This window comes from Aeromonas sp. 604176, from assembly GCF_049170755.1.
Lineage (GTDB): Bacteria > Pseudomonadota > Gammaproteobacteria > Enterobacterales > Aeromonadaceae > Aeromonas > Aeromonas veronii_A.
In genome coordinates, this window is the sequence record NZ_JAAKNE010000034.1 from 23544 (window position 1) to 39586 (window position 16043).

The 16043-nt window shown below is 56.0% G+C and carries 17 protein-coding genes; 15 read left to right on the top strand and 2 right to left on the bottom strand.

Features of this window, described 5'->3' with window-relative positions; genetic code table 11:
* The first annotated feature begins 4 nt into the window (after window positions 1-4).
* Window positions 5-406 (top strand): type IVa pilus pseudopilin TppA, encoded by a 402-nt coding sequence (tppA, locus tag G5358_RS08415; RefSeq protein ID WP_100654567.1) that lies wholly within the window; start codon window positions 5-7, stop codon window positions 404-406.
* A 3-nt stretch (window positions 407-409) separates the two neighbouring features.
* Here the strand turns inward: tppA and G5358_RS08420 are convergent, their stop codons facing one another.
* A complete protein-coding gene (locus tag G5358_RS08420; protein WP_100654566.1) occupies window positions 410-799 on the bottom strand; it encodes a type IV pilin protein in 390 nt (129 codons plus the stop codon).
* A gap of 95 nt (window positions 800-894) precedes the next feature.
* Between G5358_RS08420 and G5358_RS08425 the strand changes: the two genes are divergently transcribed.
* From G5358_RS08425 to luxS, 8 genes are all read left to right on the top strand, one after another.
* The gene (locus G5358_RS08425) at window positions 895-1446 is read left to right on the top strand and encodes a GspH/FimT family pseudopilin (RefSeq protein ID WP_216952860.1); all 552 of its coding nucleotides are present in this window, start codon (window positions 895-897) and stop codon (window positions 1444-1446) included.
* A 20-nt stretch (window positions 1447-1466) separates the two neighbouring features.
* On the top strand, window positions 1467-2054 hold the full coding sequence (locus tag G5358_RS08430) for a PilW family protein (protein WP_216954532.1): 588 nt from the start codon (window positions 1467-1469) through the stop codon (window positions 2052-2054).
* A gap of 4 nt (window positions 2055-2058) precedes the next feature.
* Window positions 2059-3165 (top strand): PilX N-terminal domain-containing pilus assembly protein, encoded by a 1107-nt coding sequence (locus tag G5358_RS08435; protein ID WP_216952861.1) that lies wholly within the window; start codon window positions 2059-2061, stop codon window positions 3163-3165.
* 8 nt (window positions 3166-3173) lie between these two features.
* Window positions 3174-5282: a type IV pilus modification PilV family protein gene (locus G5358_RS08440; protein WP_216952862.1), complete on the top strand. Its 2109-nt coding sequence runs from the start codon at window positions 3174-3176 to the stop codon at window positions 5280-5282.
* A 73-nt stretch (window positions 5283-5355) separates the two neighbouring features.
* Complete coding sequence (locus G5358_RS08445; protein WP_421202917.1) at window positions 5356-6978, top strand: NAD+ synthase; 1623 nt, start codon at window positions 5356-5358, stop codon at window positions 6976-6978.
* Window positions 6979-6987: 9 nt separating this feature from the next.
* Window positions 6988-7326 carry a nitrogen regulatory protein P-II gene (glnB, locus tag G5358_RS08450; protein ID WP_005308848.1) on the top strand — a complete coding sequence of 113 codons (339 nt, stop codon included), beginning with the start codon at window positions 6988-6990 and terminating at the stop codon, window positions 7324-7326.
* A 50-nt stretch (window positions 7327-7376) separates the two neighbouring features.
* Window positions 7377-7979, top strand: a complete 603-nt coding sequence (locus tag G5358_RS08455) for a transglycosylase SLT domain-containing protein (RefSeq protein WP_421323942.1) — start codon at window positions 7377-7379, stop codon at window positions 7977-7979.
* An 18-nt stretch (window positions 7980-7997) separates the two neighbouring features.
* Complete coding sequence (luxS, locus tag G5358_RS08460) at window positions 7998-8507, top strand: S-ribosylhomocysteine lyase (protein ID WP_033112946.1); 510 nt, start codon at window positions 7998-8000, stop codon at window positions 8505-8507.
* 324 nt (window positions 8508-8831) lie between these two features.
* Here the strand turns inward: luxS and G5358_RS08465 are convergent, their stop codons facing one another.
* Window positions 8832-9458, bottom strand: coding sequence for a type II secretion system protein (locus G5358_RS08465; RefSeq protein WP_421323943.1), 627 nt, complete (start codon window positions 9456-9458; stop codon window positions 8832-8834).
* A gap of 41 nt (window positions 9459-9499) precedes the next feature.
* On the opposite strand from G5358_RS08465, the gene G5358_RS08470 reads away from it, so the two are divergent.
* From G5358_RS08470 to G5358_RS08495, 6 genes are all read left to right on the top strand, one after another.
* Window positions 9500-10273: a TatD family hydrolase gene (locus tag G5358_RS08470; protein WP_421323944.1), complete on the top strand. Its 774-nt coding sequence runs from the start codon at window positions 9500-9502 to the stop codon at window positions 10271-10273.
* A gap of 222 nt (window positions 10274-10495) precedes the next feature.
* Window positions 10496-11770 carry a NupC/NupG family nucleoside CNT transporter gene (locus tag G5358_RS08475; RefSeq protein WP_019445565.1) on the top strand — a complete coding sequence of 425 codons (1275 nt, stop codon included), beginning with the start codon at window positions 10496-10498 and terminating at the stop codon, window positions 11768-11770.
* Between the two features lie 124 nt (window positions 11771-11894).
* Window positions 11895-12065, top strand: a complete 171-nt coding sequence (locus tag G5358_RS08480) for a XapX domain-containing protein (RefSeq protein WP_005340467.1) — start codon at window positions 11895-11897, stop codon at window positions 12063-12065.
* Window positions 12066-12489: 424 nt separating this feature from the next.
* Complete coding sequence (deoC, locus tag G5358_RS08485; protein WP_005340468.1) at window positions 12490-13263, top strand: deoxyribose-phosphate aldolase; 774 nt, start codon at window positions 12490-12492, stop codon at window positions 13261-13263.
* A gap of 109 nt (window positions 13264-13372) precedes the next feature.
* Window positions 13373-14704: a thymidine phosphorylase gene (gene deoA, locus G5358_RS08490; protein WP_005358033.1), complete on the top strand. Its 1332-nt coding sequence runs from the start codon at window positions 13373-13375 to the stop codon at window positions 14702-14704.
* Between the two features lie 14 nt (window positions 14705-14718).
* Window positions 14719-15927 (top strand): phosphopentomutase, encoded by a 1209-nt coding sequence (locus G5358_RS08495; RefSeq protein ID WP_421323945.1) that lies wholly within the window; start codon window positions 14719-14721, stop codon window positions 15925-15927.
* Window positions 15928-16043 lie beyond the last annotated feature (116 nt).

Consider the following 16043-nt stretch of genomic DNA (forward strand, 5'->3'; position numbering starts at 1 on the left):
TGGCATGGAACGTGGTTTTACCCTGATTGAGTTGATGATAGTGGTCGCAGTGGTCGCCATTCTGGCCGCGATCGCGTATCCCAGTTACAACAACTACATGGCGGCTGCCAAGCGGGCCGAAGCCAAGGCAGTGTTGCTGGAAGCGGCGCAATATCTGGAGCGGGAGTTTACTGCCAATGGCAATTACGACGCCGGTAACCTAGCCTCTGCCGGCTTGGCGACCCTGCCGAGGGATGGGGGGGCTGCGTATTACAATGTAGCGCTCAATGCCAGTGGGGCCCGTTATACCCTGACCGCCATTCCGACCGGTGTGATGAATGGCGATCCCTGTGGATTGTTGACTCTCGATCAGAGCGGACTGCAGGGGGTATCACGAGCCACCATGACAGCCACCGAATGCTGGTAGCGTTCAGTTCCAGCACTCGGCAGGCGTCTTGATGTCGGCCTTGTTGATAGTCAGGGTATCACAGGCCGTATTGCCGGCCTTGTCGCCGACCTGGGCCCCCTTGCTGGTGGCCACCAGTGTGTAGGCGGTGGCGCTGGCGCCAGAAATGCTAAAGGTGTAGTAATCGCTGGTTGGGTTGCCCACACTGGCTATCGCACTGCTGTAACTGGCATTGGAGATGCGAAATTCTTCTTGTTTGAGCTGCATGGTCAGCAAGCCCTTGATGGCATCGGCTCGACGAGATTTACGCAGACCGTCAGTAAAGCTCGGGTAGGCGACAGCGGCAATGATGGCAACGATGGCAACGACCACCATCAATTCCAGCAGGGTGATTCCGGATTGTTTGATTCTCATGGGCGCGGCAGGGTTCGTTAAACAGATAGATACTATAGGATAGTACTGACATCATACTCTACTGGCATGTGCGAAAAGAAAGGAGTCTTTAGCCAATGGAATTCGCAGAGGGGCGCTCAGCCGGTTTTACCATGATTGAATTGATGATCGCCATGGCTCTGGTCGCCCTGCTGCTAACCGTAGCCATCCCCAGTTATCAGTCATTGCGCCAGGAGCAGATAGTCAAGGCGGCTACCCAAGCCGTTTACACGGATATCATGCTGCTCAAGTCTGAGGCTATCAAACGTAATAAACCGATAATCTTCAAGATATTCAATGCGGGGCAGGCCAATTGGTGCTATCGCATCGCTCTTGATTCGGCATGTAATAGCTGCTCGGATTCATGTTCTGCTATTGAAGGTCGCAAGGGCGTTGATGCCAGCGAGTTTAACGGCATTACTCTGACGACAAACTATGAATTATCCGGTTCTGAAAATGCTCTTGAAATCAATAACCGTAGAGGCTCATTCAAAGATCTTCACGGCAGTGGCGGTTTGGGCAATGGTTCTATTTGTCTGAAGAACGGGACCTCTGAGCACAGGGTTATTATTGCCACAAATGGGCGAGTGAGAACCGAGCCAGTCACGGGGAGCTCTCCATGCGATTAGGTCTGGCACGAGGCTTTAACATCGTCGAGTTAATGGTGGCCATGGTCGCAGGTCTGTTTTTGGTTGCAGCCGTAACATCCTTGTTCGCCACTATTCTCAAGGCCAATCAAACATCGATGCAGGTAAGTCGTCTAAATCAGGAGTTGCAAAGTATCACGGACATGATTGCCCGTGATGTACAGCGAACTGGTTACGATCAGGGAGCTACTGTGTTTCTCAATGCTGCATCAGGCTCCAGATCCCCCTTCTATTTTGATACTGGCAGCGACCTGATGAATGAGACGATCACTGGTTCCAAGATTTATCGCTGTATCCGGCTGAAATACGATGATGATAACAATGGAACCCTCGGTGCCAATGAGATCTTTATTTACAGCTACGACAGTACCGACAAAGGGGTGCAGCTCGGTACCAGTTGCAGCACGGGGAATTTACTCAGTACCGATGACACCATTGAGGTGACTGACCTCACTTTTTCGCTGCTTGGAAGCAGTGCGTCGGCTGGCGCGAGAACTGTGCGCTTGGCCATATCGGGTCAGTTAAAGGCAAATAGTGCACTTAAACTCACCTTGCAGCGTGATATCAAGCTGCGTAACGACGGGTATTGATGCCATGAAACGTTATCTTGGCTTTACCACATTCACTATTACGCTGCTGCTTATTGTGATCCTGCTTGGCATCTCTTTGCTGGTGGGCAAGCTGATGGTTGCTGACCGTCGTGTCAGTCTTAATGAAGTACAGTACCGGCAGGCGTTGGCACTGGCCGAGCTGGGTCTCTCGGATGGGGTCGGACGGCTTGCGCAGGATGCAGCTTGGCGCACCCCCAGTAGCGGTATATCTATCACTGTTTCGGCTGGCAATTATACCCTGTGGGCTCTGGATGAACCGACCGTGATTGTCGGTGGGGCGAACGTAGTTCCGGTTAAAGTGCGCACTATGGCAACCCTGGTGGACAGTACCGCCAATGCAGAGGTTGAGGTGAAGGCCATCAAGATAAGCGTGTTGGCCGGCACTCCCGCAGCCCCCCTGACAGTTGCCGGTGGTATGGCAGTATCCGGCAACTTCACTGTGGTGGCCAACCCTAACGGTGGGGGGCCAGGGGTTCCGTTATCTGTCTGGACGAATGGCAATGTGGATTTGACCAATGGTTCTGGTCAGACTTGCCACCAGGGAGACTACAGCGGCGGGTGCAGTACCTACATTAGCCAGAAGGGTGATAAGCAGTCGGACATCAAAGATAATGATACGGCATTCCCCACAGACCTGGTCTGGTATCTGTTTAACGAGAATGATGACGCTACGGGGTGGGCCAATCTGGAGTCACGAGCAGTACAACGGTTGAATAATTGCGACTCGCTCTCGACCGCCTCAAGCGGCCTTATTATCGTCGATGGAGACTGCAAACCGGGTGGGTCTATCGGCTCGGTTGCTGCGCCCGTGGTACTCATCGTTCGCAATGGCAATCTGATGGTCAATGGGAGCGCTACCCTCTATGGGCTGGTGTTTGCCTATTCATCCACGCCTGCTACGGCGACTACTGATATCAGCTTGAAGGGGGGGGCTATCGTCAACGGTGCCGTGGTGGCCAACTATCAACTGGGCAAAACGGCTAACGGTACCTTTGATGCCAAGTATGATCAGGCGGTGTTGAGCAATATCGAAAATGGGGCTGCGTTTCAGAGCATCAATCTGGTGCCTGGTAGCTGGCGCGACTGGTAGGAGCATGTATGAAACCGCACAAGGGATTTGGGCTGTTAGAGATTTTGATCACTCTGGTTCTGCTGGGAGTGGGGGTCGCAGGATTGGTGGCTATGTCTCGTTCGTTGCTCAATACCTCCCAGGATAGCCGCCGTTATGAGGTAGCCATGCGTCTGGCGGAGTCAAAACTGGATGCGTTTCGTACCTTCAATGGAGTGGTAAGCGCGGTTTCACCGCTTACTGCTTATAACAGTATCGCGGCAGGTTCCAGTTCGGCGACACCTCCTGATGGCGGTGGGACTTATGCCCTTAGTTGGACCGTCAGCAATCAGTACTGGAATGGTTCTGGCTGGCAAACGGCTATCCCGGCGGGTTATTTGCATGCCTATTCTGGCCGAAAGGTGGTCAATGTCACTGTCAGTTGGAGCGACAGCGTCGGGCAGTCCCATTCCTTGTTGCTTTCCGGTGCGGTATCGCCTGTTGAGTCATTAACCCAGAATCAGTTTAACGGGGGGTTGGATACCAGTCGTGAACCGCCCCATGTGGTTTATACCCCCGGGGTCGCGCCCGATGTCATTTCCATCCAGATTGACCAGGAAGGGCGCAAGCAAGAGACCAGCAAGCCATTGCCCACTGTGACCTCCAAGGATGGTTCTGTTGGCAAACTGGTGCAATTCGAGACTGTTACCTATAAGCCAGACAATGGTGGCAATACTCAACAGGTGCTGCAGGATCTGGCATCGGTCTCCTGTTCCTGCAGTTATGGCTCGAGTGTCAATGCCTACCTGCCCGGTAAGGCCATTTTGACCAGCAGCAACCTGTTGTACTGGAATGTGGGCTCCCAGGTTACCAAGCAGACCGGGGTACTCAACAGCAGTGTCAGAGATCAACCGAGTCTCTGCACCAGTTGCTGCAAGGATCATTTCGATGGCAGCGGCAGCAGTTTCGAACAGTTTTACGCTCCACTCAATACCAGTCGACTGCGTTACAACAGTGGCCTCTCATCGGTCAATAGTGGCGATTATGTGGATGCCTGCCGCTTTGTCAGACTTGATGGTTACTATCGCCCGCTGCCTGACTGGAACCTGATCAAAGTTGTCGTGACCAGCGCTGATTTTCTTGCCAAGCCCGCAAACCAGACCAGCTATCAGAACTACATCAAGTACGTAGTTACTACCTACATCACCTGGCAGAAAAACACCCTCAACTGGACCGCAAACCCCACGGCCACGCCGCCGACGATCACCGAATTTGCGGATTGGTTGCCTGCCAATGCTGCGACAGGGGGAGATACCAGCACCAAGATCACCATGAATACGGGGACCGCCCAGTTGATTGCTAGAGGTATCTACGTGGATCTGCTCTCGCCGGACAGTCTCTCGAAGCTCGATCTGACCTCTCAGGATCTGTTGGCCAAGGTTCCGTTTCAGGATATCAATCTGACCATGCTGGCGGAGTGGAGCTTGGTGCCATTGAGTGGCCAGTTGACTGGCAGTGCCTCTGACTATGTCGGTGTGACCAACGAGCCTGTCAAGACAGTCGTTGATCTTGGCAGCTATTATTTTGGTAGCTACAGCCGTGGTTATTTGTCCGCCAAGAAGAGCACCAAGGATGCATCCAACGTGTTGCAAAGTGCATCGATCAAGGTGACGGCCTACCAAGGTAACTCGGGGATCACAGCTTCACTTATCTCACCGGTAGATCGAAGTGAGGCCAAGGTCGCCACCATGCCTATCTCGATCGATACCAGCTCCCAGACTGTGCCAACTCTCACGGTATCGGGACGGATCGAGTGTCTTGAGCAGGGGAATGGCAACAATACTGCGCCAGTATCTTGCAGCAAAAATACCTTCGGTGGCTTGAATGTCAGTACCACAACTACGGGGGCTACTTGCCGTATTGATAAACCCCAGGCTAACAACCAGCCGGCTACCTATGTCTGTACGGCAGCGCAAAATAGTAGCTTGGTGGTGAACTTCTCCTACAGTGCACAGGGAAATAAAACTTACTTGTTGAAACCAGCTTCCCTCAGCATCGCCATGACGCCACCCGCCAACGGTCAGGTGATTAGTGGTCCTTGTGCCCTGCTGGTGGATAATGGTGTAACCAATGCGGCCAATCTAAGTTGTACCCCTTGAATCCGGGGCGCTGGCACAGCCAGCGCCTTTTCTTTATCATTCCCCATCATTTTCGAATACAAGATGCATCGCCATGGCAAAAGCCCTCTCTCTGATGCTTGCCCAGTTGAATCTGACGGTAGGCGCCATCGAAGATAACACTGACAAAGTGCTCGCTGCGGCGGCTCAGGCCGAGCAGCAAGGTGCCGATCTGCTGGTCTGCTCCGAGCTGGCCCTGACCGGTTATCCACCGGAAGATCTGCTGCTGCGCGCCGATCTGATGATGCGGGTCGATGCCGCGCTGGCTCGCATTGCCGAATGGCAGGGCAACTGCGCCATTTTGGTCGGGCATCCCTGGCGTGAAGGTGAGGCTCTTTATAACGCAGCCTCCCTCTATGAGCGAGGCAAGTTGATTGCCCGTTACTTCAAGCAGGACCTGCCCAACTACGGGGTATTCGACGAGAAGCGCTACTTCACCGCCGCGGCCGAGACTTGTGTGGTTCCCTTCCGTGGTCACAATCTGGGTCTACTCATCTGCGAAGACCTGTGGCAGCCTGGCCCGGCGCTGGCCGCCAAGGCTGCGGGGGCCGAGCTGCTGCTCACCATCAACGCCTCGCCCTATGATCAGGAAAAACCCTGGATCCGCCGCGAGCTGATGGCCGAGCGCTGCGATCAGACCGGTCTGCCGCTGGTCTACCTCAATCAGGTCTGCGGTCAGGACGAGCTGATTTTCGACGGCTGCTCCAAGGTGTTCAGCAGCCAGGGCGAGTTGACTCACAAGCTGGCCCCGTTTGCCGAAGAGCTGGCGCTGGTACGTTTTGCCGATGGCCAGCCAGTGAAGGCGCGGGAACCCGCTGCACCGCTGGAGCCGTTGGCCGAGACCTATAAGGCGTTGGTGCTGGCAGTGCGCGACTACGTTACCAAAAACGGCTTCCACGGCGCTGTGCTGGGCCTATCCGGCGGCATCGACTCGGCGCTGACGTTGGCCATCGCGGCCGATGCCATCGGGGCCGACAAGGTGCAAGCGGTGATGATGCCGTTCCGCTACACCGCCCAGATGAGTGTGGAAGATGCCAAGGAGCAGGCTGAGCGGATGGGGGTTGAGTTCAACATCATCTCCATCGAGCCGATGTTCGAAGGATTTATGACCCAGCTGGCGCCGTTGTTTGAAGGTACCGCTCGCGATACGACCGAAGAGAATCTGCAGGCCCGCTGCCGCGGCGTGCTGCTGATGGCGCTCTCCAACAAACGTCGTCGTATCGTGCTGACCACTGGCAACAAGAGTGAAATGGCTGTTGGCTATGCCACGCTGTACGGTGACATGGCTGGCGGTTTTGACGTGCTGAAAGATGTGCCCAAGACGCTGGTCTTCAAGTTGTGCGAATATCGCAACTCGGTCGACTATGTGATCCCGCAGCGGGTTATTGACCGTCCGCCTTCGGCAGAATTGGCGCCGGATCAGGTGGATCAGGACAGCCTGCCGCCGTACGACATCCTGGATGCCATCCTCAAGCGCTACGTGGAAGAGGATGCGTCCGTAGCCGACATGGTAGCGGAGGGCTTCGAAGAGGCGGTGGTACGCAAGGTGATCCGTCTGGTGGATCTCAACGAATACAAGCGCCGTCAGGCGGCGGTTGGGCCCCGTATCACGGCCCGCAACTTTGGTAAGGATCGCCGTTACCCCATTACTTCCGGGTTTGGCAAACAGAACTGGTAAGGAGTCACCATGAAGAAGATTGAAGCCATCATCAAACCGTTCAAGCTGGACGATGTGCGCGAGGCCCTGGCCGAAATCGGCATCAACGGCATGACCGTCTCCGAAGTCAAAGGCTTCGGTCGCCAGAAGGGTCACACCGAGCTCTATCGCGGTGCCGAATATATGGTCGACTTCCTGCCCAAAGTGAAGGTGGAGCTGGTAGTGCAGGACGAGGATCTCGACGCCTGTCTGGAAGCGATTCAGAACACCGCCCGCACCGGCAAGATTGGTGACGGCAAGATCTTCGTTTGCGAGGTGGAACGCGTCATTCGTATCCGTACCGGCGAAGAGAACGAAGACGCTATCTGATGCCGTTTTTGCCTCGTTATGTTCAGGAGAGCAAAACAAGTTCTGCTCTGATGTCCCGAAAGCGCATCGTGGCGGTGGCCGGCCTGCTGGCAGTACTCACTGCGTGCAGTACCCGCCCGCCGGCACAGCCGGAAAACTTGTGCCAGATCTTTCGCGAGAAGCCGGAGTGGCACAAGGCTGCGCTCAAGATGAACGAGAAGTGGGGGACGCCGATCCATGTGGTGATGGCCATGATGTATCAGGAGTCCTCCTTCGTACACGACGCCCAGCCGCCGATGGAGTATTTCCTCTTTATTCCGACCGGGCGGGCGAGCTCGGCTTATGGTTACGCTCAGGTGAAAGACGAGACCTGGGCCGATTACCAGCGAGAGACCGGCAATAGCTGGAGCGATCGCGATGACTTTGCCGACGCCATCGATTTTATGGGCTGGTACACTAACAAGGCCCAGCGGCTCAATGGCACCTCCAAGTGGGATGCCTATGGCCAGTATCTCAATTATCACGAAGGGTGGGGTGGCTATCGGCGTGGCAGCTATCGCAGCAAGGGGTGGTTGATGAAAACCTCGCGCAAGGTGGAAGCTCGCGCCCGGCGCTACGGCGCCCAGTATCGACAATGCAAGGACCAGCTCTCCCGCGGGGGCTGGTTCTGGTAACCCAATCAGGAGTCAGAAATGCCGTTATTGGACAGTTTTACCGTTGACCACACCCGTATGGAAGCGCCAGCGGTGCGTGTGGCCAAAACCATGCAGACCCCGAACAAAGACACCATTACTGTGTTCGACCTGCGTTTCTGCGTACCGAACAAGGAGATCCTCTCCGAGCGTGGTATCCATACCCTGGAGCACCTGTTCGCCGGTTTCATGCGTGATCATCTGAACGGCAACGGCGTGGAGATCATCGACATCTCCCCTATGGGTTGCCGTACCGGCTTCTACATGAGCCTGATCGGTGCGCCGGACGAGGCCCGTGTCGGTGCCGCCTGGCAGGCAGCCATGAGCGACGTGCTGACCGTGCAGGAGCAGGGCAAGATCCCCGAGCTGAACGAGTATCAGTGCGGTACCTACAGCATGCATTCGCTGGAAGAGGCCCATGCCATCGCTCGCCATGTGCTGGAGCGTGGCATCGGCGTTAACCACAACGACGAGCTGGCCCTGCCGGAAGAGAAACTGAAGAGCCTGTGAGGCAGATGAGCTGTCGCTCATCAGGGAATCTTTTCGGAGAATGTTAAAAGAGCCGGTTGGCTATGCTGACCGGCTCTTTTTTATCTCGCCAATCACAATGATGAGGATGGCTTGCCCCTCCAGCTGAACCTGATTAGGATGATTTTTGACCTGAATTCGTTGGCGGAGGAGTGACCATGAAAGGAGTATTGTTACGCTGGTTGGCCCGTTATGACGCGTGGTGCGAGGAGTGGGGGCTCACTCAGGAGAACCGGCGCTGCTGCACGCCGGTTCGTTATGATGATGATTCAAGCAAAGAGCGAGTTTGCGCAGAAGAGGCTGAGCTCAATCAAAATTGCGGGTCACGGCGCCGGTAACACTGTTGTACTCGAAGCCAAGGCCGTTGGGGTGATCCGGGAAGCGGCCGATAGAATCGCGAAGAATATAGCTGCAGTTATTGTGTGCCTCGTTACCTTCATCTTCATCCGGATGGCTCGGGCCAATCATGGTGGTGAGGTAATCTGCCTGCTTTTGAACAGCGTCAGGCCGCTCTGTGGAAGCAACGCTCTGACTGCTATCTAGCAGGTTAGTAAATAGCAACTCGCAATCCTCAGCATTATTGACCGAGATGTGCATAGAGCCTGGTTTATATGGCTCATCGCTTCCCTTACGCCCCTGATCTTCTTCAGAGCCTGCCGGCCAACCATATCGATTGATATCCACATCGCCTTTACCAAAGCTGCTTAGGTTGTAGAGCGCGATCGCTTGCCCTTGCACTTTCACCGCCCATCCTGCATTAGCTAGCTGAACTGCACTGGCAAAGCTGCTAGCGGTCGCCGAGACCGTGCTTTTCAGGGCATCATCCTTGATATTGATAAAGCGGGGCAGGGCGGTGACGGCCAGGATCCCCAGCACTATGATCACCAACACCAGTTCAATCAGGGTAAAGCCGTTGTTTTTGTTGTTCATCATGTTCAATGACCCATTAAATACCGCAAACAGGTGTGAGTGATATGCAGCTGATAGATACCCATTGCCATCTCGACTTTCCGGTGTTCGACCAAGACAGGGAGGCGCTGCTGGCCCGTTGTCGGGCATTAGGGGTGACGGAGTATATCATTCCTGCCATCGCAGAGGATAACTGGACTCGTGTGATGGCACTGGCAGATCAGCATGACGGCCTCTTTTATGGTCTGGGCATTCATCCCTGGTATGCCGGTGAGCAGCGTGAGGGGGTGATGGAACGGCTGCGAGCGCTGGTGATGAGCCAACCTGCTAGGCTGGTGGCTATCGGTGAGTGTGGGCTGGACCTCCGTTCTCACGTGCCGCAGGAGGGGCAGCTTGCGCTGTTTGAGGCTCAGATCCGGCTGGCTGCAGATGCCGGGCTCCCCCTTATGATCCACTCGGTGCGCGCCAATGACACTGTGACCAAGCTGTTGCGCCGCTTCAAGCCGCCTCGTGGCGGGGTGATCCATGCTTTCAGCGGTTCATTGCAGCAGGCGGAGGCTTTCTGGCAACTGGGCTTTCGACTCGGGGTGGGCGGGGTGATCAGTTTTGAACGGGCTAACAAGACGCGAGAGGTATTTCGGGCCATGCCGCTCGAGGCCCTGGTGCTGGAAACCGATTCGCCCGATATGCCGTTGCAAGGCGCACAAGGCACCCGGAATACCCCGGAAGCACTGCCGAAAATAGCGGAAATATTGATGACCTTGCGGGAGGAATCATCGGCGGATGTTACCAAGGTGTTATTTGAAACTGCCCGGCATATTTTCCATCACGACCAATAGCAATGAAACAAATTCGCAACACTTGATTTAGTTGTCAGGAAAAAAAATGAGCGTAAAAATCGTTTGCTGTCTAATTTTGTGACACTTGGACATTTTGATAACGATAAAATGTGACCAGCATTCTATTTTATCGGACTTTAATTAGTATAATGCGCTCCCCTTGATTAGTTGGGTTTAATAACAACTCGCTAACAAGCCAGGTGCTACTAGAGGAAGATAATAATGAATTTGTTCATGGGTCTGGTAGGGATGGCGACGCTCGTCCTTATCGCGGTGCTGTTCTCCAGCAATCGCAAGGCAATCAACGTCCGTACCGTTGTCGGTGCGTTCGCAATTCAAGCCGGTCTGGGGGCGTTTGTTCTCTATGTTCCGGTTGGTCGCGATATCCTGGTCGGCGTGTCCGACGCGGTATCCAGCGTGATCAGCTACGGCCAGAACGGGATCGACTTCCTGTTTGGCGGTCTGGTCAGCAACAAGATGTTTGAAGTGTTCGGTGGCGGCGGCTTTGTCTTTGCCTTCCGTGTTCTGCCGGTCATCATCTTCTTCTCTTCCCTGATTGCAGTGCTCTACTACCTGGGCATCATGCAGATGGTCATCAAGTTGCTGGGCGGCGGTCTGCAGAAAGTACTGGGTACTTCCCGCACCGAATCCCTCTCTGCAACTGCCAACATCTTCGTAGGTCAGACCGAAGCGCCGCTGGTGGTTCGTCCTTACATCTCCAAGATGACTGACTCCGAGCTGTTCGCCGTCATGTGTGGTGGTCTGGCCTCCGTTGCCGGTTCCGTACTGGCCGGTTACGCCTCCATGGGCGTGAAGATGGAGTACCTGATTGCAGCCTCCTTCATGGCTGCACCGGGTGGTCTGCTGTTCGCCAAGCTGCTGGTTCCCGAGACCGAGACCCCGAACTACGACGAAAGCTCTGCCGATGCCGAGCTGGATGACAAGCCTGCCAACGTCATTGACGCTGCTGCTGCTGGCGCCTCTGCCGGTATGCAACTGGCCCTGAACGTCGGCGCCATGCTGCTGGCCTTCATCGGTCTGATTGCCATGATCAACGGCATCTTCTCCGGTGTGGGTGGCTGGTTCGGTTATCCGCAACTCTCTCTGGAACTGCTGCTGGGCTGGATCTTCTCCCCGCTGGCCTTCCTGATCGGTGTGCCTTGGAATGAAGCAGTGGTTGCCGGTTCCTTCATCGGTCAGAAGCTGGTAGTGAACGAGTTCGTGGCTTACCTGAACTTCGCTCCGTACCTGAAAGACGAAGTGCTGATCAACGGTGTGGCCATGTCCGATCACACCAAGGCGATCATCTCCTTCGCGCTGTGTGGTTTTGCCAACCTCTCCTCTGTTGCCATCCTGCTGGGTGGTCTGGGGTCCATGGCGCCGAACCGCCGCGGCACCATTGCACGCTTTGGTCTGAAAGCCGTATTGGCTGGCTCTCTGTCCAACCTGATGTCTGCGACCATCGCAGGCTTCTTCCTAGCACTGTCCGGCATGTAATCGCCGCCTGACTGACAGGGTAAAACACGAACGCCACGGCATCTGCCGTGGCGTTCGCGTATGGAGCGGTGACAACCGTTTTCCTATCTAAACTAATAATAAAATGAGTCAAATCGGAGGTTATATGAATGAAGTGCTACTGGCGATGGTGGCCGGCTTTATAGTTGGTTTGTTGTTTTCTTTCCTCAAATTGCCGATCCCGGCGCCTCCCGTTTTATCCGGGGTAATGGGGATCGTCGGGGTCTATCTGGGGGGATTGGCCTACTCTTGGATCCTGACCCGTTTCTTTTCGTAAGGCTTTTTTAGACCTGGATTTGCCAGATGTGAGGTACCTCTGAAATTGGCAAATCCGGCTTGCAAACAGGGGGTATCTCGGCTGAAATAGGCGTTGCCAGCAGGGTGCTGGCAATGACTAATACTCGATGAAATCGGGTGTTGGCGGTCAAATGGAATTGATTGGGAAGTCGGGTCAGATGCTGTCGGCCTTTCTCAAGTCTTCATGGAACCAAGTCCGCACTTTTGTAAGAAAGTGACAGGGCTCTTGCCTTATTTACAGTCGCAGTGCCTGCAGGGTGTTTTGAATAGCATCCCGATAGTGCCGGTGCCTTCGCACTGTAATTCCATTCCCGTATAGCTGGGGATTACTGCCTGTGCATCCATCGCTGGATGGTCTGGTGGTGCCCGGTTATCTGGATTAAATCGAGACTTTGGAGAACAGAATGACTGATCTGAAAGTGGCCGCTCAGCGCGCTCTGAACCTGATGGACCTGACCACCCTGAACGATGACGACACCGATCAGAAGGTGATCGACCTGTGCCATAAGGCCAAGTCACCGGCTGGCCTGACCGCCGCCGTCTGCATCTACCCCCGTTTTATCCCTATCGCTCGCAAGACCCTGCGTGAGATCGGCGCTGCCGACGTACGCATTGCGACCGTGACCAACTTCCCGCACGGCAACGACGACATCGAGATCGCCGTGGCCGAGACCCGTGCCGCTGTCGCCTACGGTGCTGATGAAGTGGACGTGGTGTTCCCGTACCGTGCCTTCATGGCCGGCAATGAACAGATTGGTTTTGATCTGGTCAAAGCCTGTAAAGAGGCCTGTGGTGCCAACGTGCTGCTGAAAGTGATCATCGAAACCGGCGAGCTGAAAGAAGAGGCGCTGATCCGTCGCGCTTCCGAGATCTGTATCGATGCCGGTGCCGACTTCATCAAGACCTCCACCGGCAAGGTGCCGGTCAATGCGACCCCAGAAGCGGCACGCATCATGATGGAAGTGATCAAGGCCAAGAATCCGAAAGTCGGCTTCAAGCCAGCTGGTGGCGTGAAAGACGCCGCCGTTGCCGGTCAGTACCTGGCCATGGCCGAAGAGATCCTCGGCAACGACTGGGTATCCGCCCGTACCTTCCGCTTTGGTGCATCCAGCCTGCTGGCCAGTCTGCTGGCCACTTTGGGGCATGGCGACAAGCCGGCCAACACCAGCGGTTACTAATAGGTCGATGAGAGGGCGGACAGCTGTCCGCCCTGTTAGCCCCCACCATGCGGTGTGCGGGCAAAGATTCAGGCTTGTGTAACGCCAGCAATGGCGGAGGGAATGAAAGATGTTTTTGCCTCAAGAAATTATTCGCAAGAAGCGCAACGGTGAAGCGCTCAGTACCCAAGAAATTCAATTCTTCGTTCAGGGCATTACCAACAACACCATCGGTGAGGGGCAGATTGCCGCGCTGGCGATGGCGGTCTACTTCAAAGACATGACCATGGATGAGCGGGTTGCCCTGACCTGCGCCATGCGCGACTCCGGCATGGTATTGACCTGGGATCACCTCAATCTGGGTGGCCCGATTGTCGACAAGCACTCCACCGGCGGGGTGGGTGACGTTGTCTCCCTGATGCTTGGCCCGATGGTCGCTGCCTGCGGCGGTTTCGTGCCGATGATCTCCGGTCGTGGTCTGGGCCATACCGGCGGTACCCTCGACAAGCTGGATGCCATTCCCGGCTACCAGACCTCGGTCGACAACGACCGTTTCCTGAAAGTGGTGAAAGAGGCGGGCGTGGCCATCATCGGCCAGACCGGCGATCTTGCCCCTGCTGACAAGCGTATCTATGCAGTACGTGACATTACTGCAACCGTCGAATCCATCGCCATGATCACCGGATCCATCCTCTCCAAGAAGCTCGCCTCCGGGCTCGAAGCGCTGGTGATGGATGTGAAAGTGGGCTCCGGCGCCTTTATGCCAACCTTCGAAGCCTCCGAAGAGCTGGCCAAGAGCATTGTGGCCGTGGCCAACGGTGCCGGTTGCCGCACCTCTGCGCTTTTGACCGATATGAACCAGGTGCTGGCCTCCAGCGCCGGTAACGCGGTGGAAGTACGTGAAGCGGTGCGTTACCTGACAGGTGAATACCGCAACCCGCGGATCCACGAAGTGACCATGGCGCTGTGCGCCGAGATGCTGATCTCTGCCGGTCTTGCCAGCGACGAGCGCGATGCCCGCACCAAGCTGCAGGCGGTGCTGGATAACGGCAAGGCAGCCGAGATCTTCGGTCGCATGGTGACTGGTCTCGGTGGCCCGGCCGATTTCATGGAGCGTTATGACGCTTACTTGCCCAAGGCTGCCATCGTGCGCCCGGTCTTCGCGGCCAACAGCGGTTTCGTGACCGCCATGGATACACGCGAGCTGGGTCTGGCCGTGGTGGCGATGGGCGGTGGTCGCCGCGCTGCCGGTGACAAACTTGATTATGCGGTCGGTCTGACCGACTTTATCCGCCTGGGTCAAAGTGTTGATGCTGACAAGCCGATCGCGATGATCCACGCTCAGACTGAAGAGCAATATGCTCAGGCTGCCAGCATGGTGCAGGCGGCTGTTCGGATTGGTGGCGAGCGGCCGGAAGCACTGCCTGAAGTGTACCGCCGTATCACCTTGGCCGATTTGTAACAAGGGGAAGACCCATGAAACGTACCTTTATTCTGATGATGGACTCTTTCGGTATTGGCGCTGCTGCCGACGCCGACAAGTTCGGAGATGTGGGCGCCAACACCCTTGGCCATATCGCCAAGGCGTGTGCGGCAGGTGAAATTGAAGGCCGTGGCGCCCTCAATCTGCCGAACCTCAACAAGCTGGGTCTGGGCCACGCCTGCGAGCAGGCCTCCGGCTACTTCCCGGAAGGGCTGAAGAAAGATATCGATGTGGTCGGTGCCTACGGCTTTGCGCAGGAGCTCTCCTCCGGCAAGGACACACCGTCCGGTCACTGGGAGATCGCCGGCGTGCCCGTGCTGTTCGAGTGGGGCTACTTCAAGGATCACCACAACAGCTTCCCGCAGGAGCTGCTGGACGCCATCGTCGAGAAGGCTGGTCTGCCAGGTTATCTCGGCAACTGCCACGCCTCCGGTACCCAGGTGCTTGATGATCTGGGTGAAGAGCACATGAAGACCGGCAAGCCGATCCTCTACACCTCCGCCGACTCGGTGTTCCAGATTGCCTGCCATGAAGAGACCTACGGCCTCGAGAAGCTCTATGAGCTGTGCCACATCGTTCGCGAGCTGCTGGAGCCCTACAACATCGGCCGCGTGATTGCGCGTCCGTTCGTGGGCAGTGGCAAGGGCAACTTCAAGCGTACCGGCAACCGCCACGACTACTCAGTGCTGCCGCCGGCGCCGACCGTGCTGGATTACATGAAAGATGCGGGTGGCCAGGTTGTCTCCATCGGCAAGATTGCCGACATCTATGCCCAGCAGGGCATCACCAAGCAGGTGAAAGGGACCGGTCTGACCGAGCTGTGGGATCGCACGCTGGAAGAGGTGAAAGCGGCCGGTGACAACACCATCGTCTTCACCAACTTCGTCGACTTCGACTCCTCCTACGGCCACCGCCGTGATGTTGCCGGTTATGCCGGTGCGCTGGAGTATTTCGATTCCCGCCTGCCGGAGCTGTTTGAGCTGCTGCAGGATGGCGACGTGGTGGTGCTGACTGCCGACCACGGCTGTGACCCGACCTGGGGTGGTACCGACCACACCCGCGAATACATTCCGGTGCTGTTCTTCGGCAAGCCGGTCAAGGCTGGCTCTGTCGGTCGTCGCGAGACCTTTGCCGATATCGGCCAGAGCATCGCGGCTTACCACGGCCTGCCGAAACTGGCGTACGGTACCAGCTTCCTGTAATTTACCCGCCCGCCACTTCGGCGGCGGGCAATTTATAAAACAATAAAACTCAACCTAGTGTGAAGGAATCAAGAGAATGGCAACTCCTCATATCAATGCGAAAGATGGCGCCTTTG

Coding starts and splice junctions, on each gene's coding strand:
- G5358_RS08495 (WP_421323945.1), top strand. CDS start 14,719: ATGAAACGTACCTTTATTCTGATGATGGACTCTTTCGGTATTGGCGCT.
- G5358_RS08455 (WP_421323942.1), top strand. CDS start 7,377: ATGTCCCGAAAGCGCATCGTGGCGGTGGCCGGCCTGCTGGCAGTACTC.
- G5358_RS08445 (WP_421202917.1), top strand. CDS start 5,356: ATGGCAAAAGCCCTCTCTCTGATGCTTGCCCAGTTGAATCTGACGGTA.
- G5358_RS08440 (WP_216952862.1), top strand. CDS start 3,174: ATGAAACCGCACAAGGGATTTGGGCTGTTAGAGATTTTGATCACTCTG.
- G5358_RS08465 (WP_421323943.1), bottom strand. CDS start 9,458: ATGATGAACAACAAAAACAACGGCTTTACCCTGATTGAACTGGTGTTG.
- G5358_RS08420 (WP_100654566.1), bottom strand. CDS start 799: ATGAGAATCAAACAATCCGGAATCACCCTGCTGGAATTGATGGTGGTC.
- glnB (WP_005308848.1), top strand. CDS start 6,988: ATGAAGAAGATTGAAGCCATCATCAAACCGTTCAAGCTGGACGATGTG.
- G5358_RS08425 (WP_216952860.1), top strand. CDS start 895: ATGGAATTCGCAGAGGGGCGCTCAGCCGGTTTTACCATGATTGAATTG.
- G5358_RS08480 (WP_005340467.1), top strand. CDS start 11,895: ATGAATGAAGTGCTACTGGCGATGGTGGCCGGCTTTATAGTTGGTTTG.
- tppA (WP_100654567.1), top strand. CDS start 5: ATGGAACGTGGTTTTACCCTGATTGAGTTGATGATAGTGGTCGCAGTG.
- G5358_RS08435 (WP_216952861.1), top strand. CDS start 2,059: ATGAAACGTTATCTTGGCTTTACCACATTCACTATTACGCTGCTGCTT.
- G5358_RS08475 (WP_019445565.1), top strand. CDS start 10,496: ATGAATTTGTTCATGGGTCTGGTAGGGATGGCGACGCTCGTCCTTATC.
- deoC (WP_005340468.1), top strand. CDS start 12,490: ATGACTGATCTGAAAGTGGCCGCTCAGCGCGCTCTGAACCTGATGGAC.
- deoA (WP_005358033.1), top strand. CDS start 13,373: ATGTTTTTGCCTCAAGAAATTATTCGCAAGAAGCGCAACGGTGAAGCG.
- G5358_RS08470 (WP_421323944.1), top strand. CDS start 9,500: ATGCAGCTGATAGATACCCATTGCCATCTCGACTTTCCGGTGTTCGAC.
- luxS (WP_033112946.1), top strand. CDS start 7,998: ATGCCGTTATTGGACAGTTTTACCGTTGACCACACCCGTATGGAAGCG.